Source organism: Psychromonas sp. (assembly GCF_047632955.1).
Taxonomy (GTDB): Bacteria; Pseudomonadota; Gammaproteobacteria; order Enterobacterales; family Psychromonadaceae; genus Psychromonas.
Genome location: NZ_JBLIED010000008.1, coordinates 79,274 through 90,973 on the forward strand (window position 1 = coordinate 79,274; position 11,700 = coordinate 90,973).

The following is an 11,700-nucleotide window of genomic DNA, read 5'->3' on the forward strand; positions in this document are numbered from 1 at the left end:
AGAAAGTGACTAAAGGTTCGGCTTCAAAAGAGATGCATTGATTCACTATTCTATACTCAACCACTTGCAGATGCCTAAATTAATAAATCGAAAAACAGGATAAACTTGGCGACTTCCTGTGCAAATAAGGCTTCCCTTGTGTGCTAAAAGCGGATCACAATATAATTTTGTATAGCAGCACAAGATAACTATTACAGCAGATTAAGAACAACATAAACAACAGATCGCACACAAAATCAAAACAGTCAGAATTTTTAAAAACATACCTTGTTTTGAGTCATTAAAGTAAACCTTTTCATTTCATGGTTTTTAATTCTGCGTAACACGTCTATAATGCTCGCTTTTAATTTCTATATTTTCATACATGCTGCTGCATGTTTATTGGAGTTTTTCTTAATGGCAATGCCAGATATCGCAAATAGTGCACAAGCTCAAACTGAAGGTAAATTAGATCGGGTTGGAATGAGTAATATTGAGTTACCTATTATGGTTCAAACGGATGATTATCCTGCCCAACAAGTCAGTGCAAATGCAGAAGTATTTGTTAATCTCGGCGACCCACAGGCAAAAGGCATTCATATGTCTCGCTTATATCTCCAGCTTGACGAGCTTTCTACAGAGTCTGAATTAAATATCAGCACATTAACTGCCTTACTCCAGGGTTTTATCAGCAGTCACCATGAATTAAGTCAGAGTGCTTTTGTTAAATTTTCATTTGACTATCACCTCCGTCGCAAGTCATTAATTAGCGAAAAACGCGGCTGGAAAGCTTACCCTGTGATTATTATTGGTCATCTGATCGATGGTAATTATGAAATTGAGCTACAGGTAAATGTCCCTTACTCATCTACTTGTCCCTGCTCTGCTGCATTAGCCAGACAACTTATCCAACGCGCTTTTTCTGAAAAATATGAGCAGCAAACTGAAATTAACAAAGATGAGATAGTTGCCTGGTTGGGCTCCACCCAAGGTATTGTTGCCACTCCGCATAGCCAACGCAGTATCGTTGAAGTTAAAGTTAAACTAAGTTCATTAAACCAATCTTTCCCTCTTATTGAATTGATTGATTTAATTGAAAAGACCCTAAAAACGCCCGTACAAGCAGCCGTAAAAAGAGAAGATGAGCAGGAATTTGCGCGTTTAAACGGTCAGAATTTAATGTTTTGTGAAGACGCAGCGAGATACTTACAATACGCGCTCCACCAGGAAACTAAATTTGATGATTTTTGGTTACGTGTAAACCATTATGAAAGCCTGCATGCTCACGATGCCGTAGCAATGACAACTAAAGGTATTGAAGGTGGTTACTCGGCTTAACATACAAGCCGCAGAGGGTGCCTTTAAAATGGGAGTTTAGACTCCCATATAAAATTAACAATTGGCATTTTTGATCATAAAAACCAGCGTCAATTTCAGCCATTAATTTTGCAGCAAGAAATACACTGCAGGCCCGCTAATTGCAGTATCGCTACTTTCTAACTGTCACGCCTCAACTGCAGATGCCCTTAAGCCACACTAACCAATTCTTTTGTAATTGCCCTTTTGAGTAAAAAATATGCTACTGCTATGTTCTGTAGTCTAAGGCCTTAAGCTTACTGTATAATCCGTTCAGCCTATAAGACCCTATTTGCAAAGTCTGTGATTGCGCTAAAAATTATAATGCACTTCCCTGACCGCCAAGCTCTTGCAGCAACTTCCCTATCCGGTTCTGCACAGGCCATCTTTTTTCACACCATAAGGGTGATACAAGTTGCTCAATTTTGGCCGTGGCTGAAATACGATGAAATATAACGTCTGCCGGTGTATGGCGAATTAAACTGCTCGCACTCTGACTGTATTGCTCTAAAGAGAGCGTTGTTAAGCGCCCTGCCCGCCAGGATTTTTCCATAATAGCACCACGCACAATATGCAGCGGATGAAGCTTGAGTCCATCAACACCGACCTCAACAACCTGTCGTAACGTTTGTTGATAATCCGTATCACTTTCCTTCGGCAATCCTAAAATCAGATGGGTGCACACTTTTATACCACGGGCACGTGCTTTTTGGCATGTTGATTGGTATTCAGCAAATCCATGTCCCCGATTAATGCGTTTCAACGTTTTGTCATTGGCGGATTGCAAACCTAACTCTAACCAGACCTCGTAGCCGCGAAATAAATAACTGCTGAGTAAGTTTAAGACGTCATCGGAGACACAATCGGGCCGGGTTCCCACGCATAAGCCGACAATATTTTGGTTAAAGGTGGCTTGTTCATAAAGAGAAGCCAGCTGCTCTATTTCGGCATAGGTACTGGTATAGGCTTGAAAATAAGCAAGGTATTTGTTTGCTTTATGGGAAACTTCTGACGCACGCGAGGCTAATTGCACTGCAATTGACTGTTGCGCCTGGCTCTCATCTGAAAACGCTGAAACATTGCAGAAGGTACAACCTCCCCGGCCTAACACACCATCGCGATTAGGGCAGGTAAAATCCCCATTGAGTGTCAATTTATGCACTCTTTCACCATAACGTTTTTTTAAATCTTTACCCAGGGTGTTGATATATTCGGTTAATTGCATTTTATTCTTAATTCTTAGAATATAAAAAGCCACTATACAGTGGCTTTTTGATAACTATTTTGAGGCTAAATAAGTAAAACAGAAAAAGTTAAAAAGCCAAGGTAAAATCAGCCGAAAATTCAGCGTCTTCATCCAAATGCGCCGCAACGCCTACATTTTTAGCAAGCTCATAACCCAGATCGGCTGTGCCTTTAAATTCCTTAACGTTGATACCTTTTAGCGCATAAAGGTAGCGGGGAGTCGCGCCAACCCAAAACTTATCCGTGACGGTATAACGTGCAGCCACTTGAACATCTAAATAAGTGGTAGTATTAATATCATTACCCCACATCATGCCAAGCTTCAGTGCAGGATAAAGAACGATTTTGTCATTATTTAATGGCACTTTTTTAACCACACCCAATGAAGTCTTATCAACTGATGTTCCTTTATAATCGTAACTCCAAGTACTGTCGAGTAAAAAACCGCTATTATTACGACTGTTGAAGACCATATAATTTACGTTGTAATAATCTAAATCATGTTTTGCTTCCAGGGTTAGCTGGTGTTTCAGTTGCCAGCCTAAATAACCGGCAAATGAACCAAACACATCAACCCCCTCAGTCCCGCCGCCAATTCCCGCTCGAGAGTAAACCGCAGTAGGGTCAGAAAAATCTACGCCGGAATATTGATTTTGAGTCGGCTCTTGGGCCATGGTTTGACCTGTAAAAACACAAAAGAAGGCGCTGCTTAACAGCTTTATTTTTTTTATTTTAATCATTTTGCTCATATCCTTAGCTCCATATAAATAAGTTGAATAAACGTTTACCACGTTTAATCACAGTGTATTTAGCAAATAACGCATTCGATTTTTGTAAAATGACTTCGCTGTCAGTTTGTTTTTCACCATTAATACTGACCGCGCCGTTTTTAGTGAATTCTCGCGCCATTTTATTGGATTTAGCAAGCTCACAGCTGGTCAACAGTTCAATTAACGGTTTTTCGCTACCTTCAACATAGGTTGTTGGTAAACCATCCTGAGCAAGTTGTGCCAGATCAGATTCATCCAACGCACTTAAATCGCCAGAAAAAAGGGCTTCGGTAATACGTTTGGCTGAAGTCAAACCTTGCTCACCGTGCACCATTGCGGTGACCTGCTCGGCCAAAATATTTTGACCTTCAGGACGGCCTTGAATAGTTTTATCATTTTCTTCAATGGCTGTAATCTCTTCAACCGATAAGAAAGTAAAGTAACGAAGAAATTTGTAAACATCCGCGTCTAAGGTTGTTATCCAAAATTGGAAGAAAGCATAGGGCGATGTTTTTGCGGGATCAAGCCAAATCGTGCCCGCTTCTGTCTTACCAAATTTTGTACCGTCGGATTTGGTCACTAAAGGCAGCGTCAAACCGAATACTTTTTGCTGATTCATGCGCCGAGTTAAATCAATACCACCGGTGATGTTTCCCCATTGATCCGATCCGCCAATCTGCAGTGAACAGCCATTGGCTTTATTCAAAGCTGCAAAATCATAAGATTGCAGTAACATATAGGTAAATTCAGTAAATGACATGCCCGAACCATCACGGTCAATACGCTGTTTAACAGATTCTTTTTGAATCATAGCATTGACACTGAAATGCTTACCAACATCACGCAAAAAGGAAATAGTATCCATTTTGCCAATCCAATCGAGATTATTAACCACCTCTGCTGAATTTTCTTGGTCACTAAAGTCAATAAACCCACTGACTTGCTGTTTTATTTTTTGCGCCCAATCTGCAACAATATCATCGGTATTTAATTTACGCTCCACCGCTTTAAAGCTCGGATCGCCAATCAATCCGGTTGCGCCTCCAACTAAAGCTAACGGCTTATGACCTGCTTCCTGGAAACGTTTTAAGGTCACTAAGGGCACTAAACTGCCAATATGCAAGCTGTCTGCAGTCGGATCAAACCCACAATAAAGTGTTTTACAGCCACTTGATAAATGTTCATGTAATTCTTCATCTGCAGTCATTTGCGCGACCAAGCCTCGCGCTTGTAAATCTTCAAGTAGAGCATTCATTCATTTACTTCCTAATCATTAAGAATCCGATATTTTATTGCTCAAGATATTACACATTTAAGAGACACAAAAAAACCATAGAGTGCCGATATAAGCGAGTTTATGTTAGCATTAGCCTTATTTTTTAATGGCAAAGAGCAGAATAGATGAAAATAGGCATTATTGGCGCAATGGATGAAGAAGTTAGTATTCTAAAAGCGAAGTTGACTAACATGAAAACAACGGTCATTGCAGGCTGTGAATTTTACCAGGGTGAATTAAATGCTAAGCAGGTTATCTTAACCAAATCAGGCATAGGTAAAGTTGCCGCTGCGATGGCAACAACCCTGTTACTCGAAAGGTTTAATCCCGACAGGATCATTAATACGGGCTCTGCGGGCGGTTATGATACTAGCCTCAATGTAGGCGATATTGTAATTTCAACAGAAGTACGTTTTCATGATGTCGATTTAACCGCATTTGGTTATGAAATTGGCCAAATGGCGCAATTGCCCGCAGCTTTTCCCGCAGATAAAAACCTGATTGCTGCAGCACAAACGGCCGCACAAAGTATTGCACCTTTAAAAACCATTCAGGGATTAATTTGTACCGGCGATATTTTTATGGCAGATCCGGAAAAAGCTGAAATAGCACGTAATAACTTTCCCACTATGGCCGCATGTGAAATGGAAGCGGCAGCCATTGCACAGGTTTGTTACCAGTTTAAGGTGCCCTTTGTGGTAATCCGTTCACTTTCGGATATTGCCGGTAAAAAATCAGAATTATCCTTTGAGCAGTATCTGCCGATTGCCGCTAAAAACGCATCAATACTGGTTGAACAAATGGTCAATAACTTAACCTAGTGTCTCCCCTTTTATGATATAAAAAAAGGCCCTAATCTGTTACCAGAGAAGGGCCTTAATATTTTCATGTCCTGCTTATACAGCAGGCAAGTAAATTATTTAATTGCTAATAATTCAACTTCAAATACTAATGTAGCATGCGGTCCGATTGCAGCACCGGCACCACGTTCGCCATAGGCAAGATCTGCAGGAACAGTTAATTTATATTTTGATCCAACAGGCATAAGTTGTAATGCCTCAGTCCAACCAGCAATAACACCACCAATAGGGAATTCAGTCGGTTCACCACGTTCAACAGAGCTGTCAAATACAGTACCGTCAGTCAAAGTACCGTGGTAATGAACACTTACAGTAGATTCAGCAGTAGGTGTTTCGCCTTCACCTAGGGTGATCACTTCATAATGAAGACCGGATTCAGTAACAGTAACACCTTCTTTAGCTGCATTTTCAGCAAGGTAAGCTGCACCAGCTGCACCTAATACTTCAGCTTGCTCAGCAGCAGCGGCTTGCATACGTCCAGAGATAACTTCGAAAGCAGCTTGCAAATCTTCGCGAGATACTTTGCTTTCTGCGCCTGCAAATGCATCGCTGATTCCAGCAGCAATAGCAGATATTTCTAAACCATCAAAAGGATTAGCGGCAAGTTGCTCGCCCATTTGTAGACCAATACCGTAACTTGCTTGTTTTTCTTGAGTGTTTAGCTGTAATTCAGACATATTTATTCTCTTAATTTATTGAATGTATTTACCTAATTCTATCATAGATGATGACTTAATAAACGGCTCTGTTCCATTTGCCCGCAGCTTCGGTTATACCCTTTTAAATTACAATCAGTTATCAAACAATGTAATTTATTACCATTGCAGTATTTACAAATTGTCAGGCGGATATAATAAAACTGTCTATAAACAAATAAAGCTCAACCTAATAAATATATGGGGCACTTAATTTAGTTTTAAAGGGGAAAATATTTTTTTTTAAATTTTCGATACCAAGATCACTGATTAGGCAATCTATTGAGGTCAAAAAAAATGCCTCCAATGAGGAGGCATTAATAATCAGCGTTAACAGTTTTATACATTAACTGCTTAAATCATCAAAAAAGGTTTTTATGCTGGCTAAAAAACCTTCCGATTTTGGCTTGTGTTTGGTTGAACTTGATGAGCATAAAGCTTCAAATTCTTTTAATAATTCGCGCTGTTTACTCGATAATTTAACCGGTGTTTCAACCATTACTTTGCACAACAAATCACCGGTGGCATGACTGCGCACTGATTTAACACCTTTGTTACGCATTCGAAAAATACGTCCTGTTTGCGTTTCTGCAGGAATCTTAAGCTTGACGCGACCATCAAGTGTCGGTACTTCAATTTCGCTCCCTAATGCAGCCTCGGTAAAGCTAATCGGCACTTCGCAATAGAGATTGTTTCCATCACGTTCAAACACATGGTGCGGAAGCACATTCATTTGTACGTATAAATCACCTGCAGGTGCGCCATGTTCACCCGCTTCTCCTTCACCACTTAAACGGATGCGATCGCCGGTATCAACGCCGGCCGGGATTTTAACTGACATGCTTTTACTGCGTTCGTAACGGCCATGACCGTTACATTTATGACATGGGTCGCTAATGATTTGTCCCTGACCACGACATGTCGGACAGGTTTGATTGACCGCAAAAAAGCCCTGACGCATTTGCACTTGCCCTTGTCCGTGACAAGTACTACAGGTTTTTACGTCTGTGCCTTTTTTAGCACCGCTGCCATTACACTGCTCACAATGAACCTGGGTAGGAATTTGAATCTCTTTGGAAATACCTTTAACCGCTTCTTCAAGCGTTAATTCCATGTTATAGCGAAGATCAGACCCCTGCTGCGGACGCTGTGCGCCGCCGCGACGACCACCACCAAAAATATCACCAAAAATATCACCAAACTGGTCACCAAAATCAGCATTTTCAAATCCGCCACGTCCCTGCTGGTTTACACCATCATGTCCGTATTGATCATAGGCTGCTTTTTTTTGTGCATTATTAAGAATTTCGTATGCTTCTTTAACTTCTTTGAATTTTACTTCCAGTTCTTCATTACCACTGGTTCGATCTGGATGGTATTTCATTGCCAGGCGTTTATAGGCTTTTTTTACTTCTTTTTCTGTCGCATCACGGCTTATGCCAAGTACTTCATAACAATCACGTTTTGCCATATTTTTTCTCAAAATTGCAGTTTACAGCCAAATTAATTGGCTATAGGGATATAACAAACACGCGGATTATAGAAAAATCCATAATCCGCGCGTCATTAAAACGATTAGAACTTAATTAATTTTTCTAATTATTTTTTATCGTCTTTTTTTACTTCTTCAAACTCGGCATCAACAATATCATCATCTTTCTTGGCATCTTCTGTAGGCTTTTCTTCGCCGCCAGCTTCTCCTGCCTGTGCTTTTTGTTGTGCAATATCCATTAGTTTTGCAGAAGCTTCAGCAAGTGCTGTTGTTTTAGCTTCGATAAGATCTTTATCTTCGCCTTTACTTGCTTCTTCAAGCTCTTTAAGTGCAGCTTCGATTTTCTCTTTTTCATCGGCCGGTAGCGCATCACCAGCTTCTTCAATTTGCTTACGGGTTGTGTGAACGATGGCATCAGCCTGGTTACGTGCTTTAACTACCTCTTCAAATTTCTTATCTGCTTCAGCATTTGCTTCGGCATCATTAACCATATTTTTAATCTCATCTTCAGAAAGACCTGAACTTGATTTAATGGTTATTTTTTGCTCTTGCTTAGTATCTTTATCTTGAGCAGATACGTGTAAAATACCATCGGCATCCATATCAAATGTTACTTCGATTTGCGGTGTACCACGACCAGCAGGACGAATACCTTCAAGGTTAAATTGACCAAGGGATTTATTATCATTCGCACGTTTACGCTCACCTTGTAAAATGTGAATCGTTACTGCGCTTTGGTTGTCTTCAGCCGTTGAGAATGTTTGCGATTGTTTAGTTGGGATAGTTGTATTTTTATCAATAACTTTAGTTAAAACACCACCCATTGTCTCGATACCTAATGATAAAGGTGTAACGTCTAATAATAATACGTCAGTTTTATCACCAGAAAGTACCGCACCTTGAATCGCTGCGCCCATGGCTACCGCTTCATCAGGGTTAACATCTTTACGTGCTTCTTTACCAAAAAACTCAGTAACCATTTTTTGTACAAGTGGCATACGTGTTTGACCACCAACCAAAATAACATCATCGATATCAGCAACAGATAGATCCGCATCTTTTAAAGCGATACGTAAAGGCTCAAGCGTTGCTTTAACCATATCTTCAACAAGCGACTCTAATTTAGCACGAGTGATCTTGATATTTAAATGTTTAGGACCTGATTGATCGGCTGTGATGTACGGCAGGTTGATATCTGTTTGTTGTGCACTTGATAATTCGATTTTTGCTTTTTCAGCTGCTTCTTTAACACGCTGCATTGCCAGCGGATCATTAGTCAAATCAAAACCTTGTTGGGTTTTAAATTCAGCCACTAAAAAGTTGATTAAACGGTTATCAAAATCTTCACCACCTAAATGCGTATCACCATTTGTTGATAACACTTCAAAGGTTTTTTCGCCATCTACTTCATCGATTTCAATGATTGAGATATCAAAAGTACCACCACCAAGGTCGTATACAGCAATAACACTGTCCCCTTTAGTACTGTCGACGCCGTATGCAAATGCAGCAGCTGTTGGCTCATTGATAATACGTTTAACTTCAAGACCGGCAATACGACCAGCATCTTTAGTTGCTTGACGTTGAGCATCGTTGAAATATGCAGGAACAGTAATTACCGCGCCAGTCACTTTCTCGCCTAAATAGTCTTCTGCGGTCTTTTTCATTTTTTTCAAAACTTCAGCAGATATTTGCGGAGGTGCCATTTTCTCACCGTGCGCTTCTACCCATGCATCACCATTGTCAGCTTTAACAATTTTGTACGGCATGATTTTAAGATCACGTTGTACTTCTTCATCTTCAAAACGACGACCGATTAAACGTTTAATCGCAAAAAGAGTATTTTGAGGGTTAGTGACCGACTGACGTTTTGCAGGTTGACCAACTAAGGTTTCACCATCAGTGTAAGCGATGATTGAAGGTGTGGTGCGCTCACCCTCTGCATTTTCGATGATTTTAGCTACGCCACCAACAAGTACAGATACACATGAATTGGTTGTACCTAAATCAATACCGATTATTTTACCCATTTTACTCTTCTCCAAACTTATGTATGTTTTGTGTTGTTTAATAAGCAGACCCAGCGTGTGATTTTATTGTAAATTACTGCGTCGCTTCAATTATTTTATATATGAGGTGCTATTTTTTACTTTCAAGGGCTAACATCAAAAAAAATGTATTTTTCTTATTTTGTGTTCACTCGATAAAAAGCACGCATAGCACCTTTAATTAACTGCCTAAAAAGGAGGATTATTCCTCAACCTTTGAGACCATCACCATTGCCGGACGAATAACACGGCCATTTAATTCATAGCCTTTTTGCATCACTGCGATAACTTGATTGGCAGCAACACCCGGGACTGGGCGCATGCTCATTGCTTGATGTTTTTCAGGGTCAAAAGGTTGATCTATTGGATCAATCACTTTTAAGCCAAACTTTTCGACGGTATCAATCATAGATTTGAGTGTTAATTCAACGCCTTCAATCATAGGTTTAAGCGTTTCATCTTCTTTATCAGCATGGCTTAGCGCCATTTCCAAACTGTCAATCACAGGTAATAAACCGTCTGCAAATTTAACCAGCGCAAATTTATGCGCTTTTTGAACATCTTGTGCTGCAATACGACGTGCATTTACCACTTCAGCTTGTGCTCGAACAACCGCATCTTGCTGGTCAACAATCTGTTGCTCGGCAAGCGCTAATTTTTTCTTCATTACTTCTATCATGTTTAACTCTTCATTAGCGGCTTCAGCTTGTGGTTGTGCAGATTCGTCATTTTCAACTTGCTCTGCATCGAGCAGTTCGCCTTCAACCTGCTCAGCTTCAACTTGTTCTTCTGGAGTGATACTTTTTTCTACCGTCATGTCTCTATCCTAATCAATTAAAGATTTAAATTTTTATATACTCTATTATGGGGATTACAATTATAGTTTCAAGCCTGTTATGGGGATATGAATAAATTATCCTCCGCTTTCGCGAAGAATAAATAGTAACAAATTGAAATAAAAGAAAACAATCATTACTAAAACAAAATATCAGGTTATCCTTTAACGATAATATTAAGGTTTAACTAATAAAGGAGCTTTATGGCTGCCCAGCGCGACAATTTAATTGAGTTTAAAACAATCGGTTTGATTGCTAAAACCCAACATCCCGAAGCCAAACAAACTCTGCTGGCTTTATATCGGTTTTTAAAAGCTAAGGGCATCAAGCTGGTGATCGATCAGCGTATCGCCGATGAACTTCCTATTAATGGATTCGAGCGCGCAGATCTAGTCGGTATCGGGATCAGTTGTGATTTAGCGATAGTGGTAGGCGGAGATGGTTACATGCTTGGCGCAGCGCGTGTTCTGGCACGTTTTGATATTGCTGTTATTGGTGTAAACCGGGGTAATTTAGGCTTTTTAACGGATCTTGATCCGGAGAATTTTGAACAGCCCCTAGAGCAAGTCTTGTTGGGTAATTACCAAATTGAAAAACGTTTTTTATTAGAAGCGCAAGTACATCGTCATGGTGATATGAAAAGTTCCAACACTGCGGTTAATGAAGCGGTTTTACATCCGGATAAAATCGCGCATATGCTTGAATTTGAAGTTTATGTGAACGATAACTTCATGCTCAATCAACGCGCTGACGGTCTGATTATTGCGACACCGACAGGTTCAACCGCTTACTCCCTATCGGGCGGAGGGCCCATTTTAACGCCAAATTTAGATGCCATCAGTCTATTGCCTATGTTTCCTCATACATTAAACAGCCGCCCGATTGTTATTGACGCTAATAGTCATGTACGTCTAAAACTCGCTCTATCTAATAAAAGCGAAATGCAAATCAGCTGTGATAGCCATGTAAATTTATCGGCTTTACCTGGCGATGATGTAATAATCAAAAAAAGCCAGGATCAATTAAAATTAGTTCATCCTGAAAACTACAATTATTTCCATGTGTTACAAAATAAATTAGGCTGGGGTAATAAGCTTTATTAATAATTAGCAGAAAATTCAACACATCTCACTTTACTGTTTA

The 11,700-nt window shown here is 40.0% G+C and carries 10 protein-coding genes; 3 read left to right on the forward strand and 7 right to left on the reverse strand.

From position 1 onward, the window contains the following. Positions 1-396 precede the first annotated feature (396 nt). Complete coding sequence (gene folE2 / locus ACJAZP_RS07650) at positions 397-1,317, forward strand: GTP cyclohydrolase FolE2 (RefSeq protein WP_415230147.1); 921 nt, start codon at positions 397-399, stop codon at positions 1,315-1,317. Between the two features lie 337 nt (positions 1,318-1,654). Here folE2 and ACJAZP_RS07655 read toward each other — a convergent pair whose 3' ends face one another. The 3 genes from ACJAZP_RS07655 to tyrS all read right to left on the reverse strand — a co-directional run bounded on the left by ACJAZP_RS07655 (position 1,655) and on the right by tyrS (position 4,605). Continuing rightward, positions 1,655-2,560 (reverse strand): TIGR01212 family radical SAM protein, encoded by a 906-nt coding sequence (locus tag ACJAZP_RS07655; RefSeq protein WP_415230148.1) that lies wholly within the window; start codon positions 2,558-2,560, stop codon positions 1,655-1,657. A gap of 88 nt (positions 2,561-2,648) precedes the next feature. Continuing rightward, positions 2,649-3,329 carry a hypothetical protein gene (locus tag ACJAZP_RS07660; protein WP_415230149.1) on the reverse strand — a complete coding sequence of 227 codons (681 nt, stop codon included), beginning with the start codon at positions 3,327-3,329 and terminating at the stop codon, positions 2,649-2,651. A 4-nt stretch (positions 3,330-3,333) separates the two neighbouring features. Beyond that, the gene (gene tyrS / locus ACJAZP_RS07665; RefSeq protein ID WP_415230150.1) at positions 3,334-4,605 is read right to left on the reverse strand and encodes a tyrosine--tRNA ligase; all 1,272 of its coding nucleotides are present in this window, start codon (positions 4,603-4,605) and stop codon (positions 3,334-3,336) included. A gap of 146 nt (positions 4,606-4,751) precedes the next feature. Between tyrS and mtnN the strand changes: the two genes are divergently transcribed. After that, the gene (gene mtnN, locus ACJAZP_RS07670; RefSeq protein ID WP_415230151.1) at positions 4,752-5,447 is read left to right on the forward strand and encodes a 5'-methylthioadenosine/S-adenosylhomocysteine nucleosidase; all 696 of its coding nucleotides are present in this window, start codon (positions 4,752-4,754) and stop codon (positions 5,445-5,447) included. Between the two features lie 95 nt (positions 5,448-5,542). Here mtnN and ACJAZP_RS07675 read toward each other — a convergent pair whose 3' ends face one another. The 4 genes from ACJAZP_RS07675 to grpE all read right to left on the reverse strand — a co-directional run bounded on the left by ACJAZP_RS07675 (position 5,543) and on the right by grpE (position 10,538). Beyond that, positions 5,543-6,163 (reverse strand): FKBP-type peptidyl-prolyl cis-trans isomerase, encoded by a 621-nt coding sequence (locus ACJAZP_RS07675; protein WP_415230152.1) that lies wholly within the window; start codon positions 6,161-6,163, stop codon positions 5,543-5,545. Between the two features lie 364 nt (positions 6,164-6,527). Further along, complete coding sequence (gene dnaJ, locus ACJAZP_RS07680) at positions 6,528-7,652, reverse strand: molecular chaperone DnaJ (protein WP_415230153.1); 1,125 nt, start codon at positions 7,650-7,652, stop codon at positions 6,528-6,530. A gap of 128 nt (positions 7,653-7,780) precedes the next feature. Next, positions 7,781-9,718 (reverse strand): molecular chaperone DnaK, encoded by a 1,938-nt coding sequence (gene dnaK / locus ACJAZP_RS07685; protein WP_415230154.1) that lies wholly within the window; start codon positions 9,716-9,718, stop codon positions 7,781-7,783. Between the two features lie 205 nt (positions 9,719-9,923). Then, a complete protein-coding gene (grpE, locus tag ACJAZP_RS07690; RefSeq protein ID WP_415230155.1) occupies positions 9,924-10,538 on the reverse strand; it encodes a nucleotide exchange factor GrpE in 615 nt (204 codons plus the stop codon). Positions 10,539-10,760: 222 nt separating this feature from the next. Between grpE and nadK the strand changes: the two genes are divergently transcribed. Beyond that, positions 10,761-11,660: an NAD(+) kinase gene (gene nadK / locus ACJAZP_RS07695; RefSeq protein ID WP_415230156.1), complete on the forward strand. Its 900-nt coding sequence runs from the start codon at positions 10,761-10,763 to the stop codon at positions 11,658-11,660. Positions 11,661-11,700: the final 40 nt, after the last annotated feature.

Coding starts and splice junctions, on each gene's coding strand:
- folE2 (WP_415230147.1), top strand. CDS start 397: ATGGCAATGCCAGATATCGCAAATAGTGCACAAGCTCAAACTGAAGGT.
- ACJAZP_RS07655 (WP_415230148.1), bottom strand. CDS start 2,560: ATGCAATTAACCGAATATATCAACACCCTGGGTAAAGATTTAAAAAAA.
- ACJAZP_RS07660 (WP_415230149.1), bottom strand. CDS start 3,329: ATGAGCAAAATGATTAAAATAAAAAAAATAAAGCTGTTAAGCAGCGCC.
- tyrS (WP_415230150.1), bottom strand. CDS start 4,605: ATGAATGCTCTACTTGAAGATTTACAAGCGCGAGGCTTGGTCGCGCAA.
- mtnN (WP_415230151.1), top strand. CDS start 4,752: ATGAAAATAGGCATTATTGGCGCAATGGATGAAGAAGTTAGTATTCTA.
- ACJAZP_RS07675 (WP_415230152.1), bottom strand. CDS start 6,163: ATGTCTGAATTACAGCTAAACACTCAAGAAAAACAAGCAAGTTACGGT.
- dnaJ (WP_415230153.1), bottom strand. CDS start 7,652: ATGGCAAAACGTGATTGTTATGAAGTACTTGGCATAAGCCGTGATGCG.
- grpE (WP_415230155.1), bottom strand. CDS start 10,538: ATGACGGTAGAAAAAAGTATCACTCCAGAAGAACAAGTTGAAGCTGAG.
- nadK (WP_415230156.1), top strand. CDS start 10,761: ATGGCTGCCCAGCGCGACAATTTAATTGAGTTTAAAACAATCGGTTTG.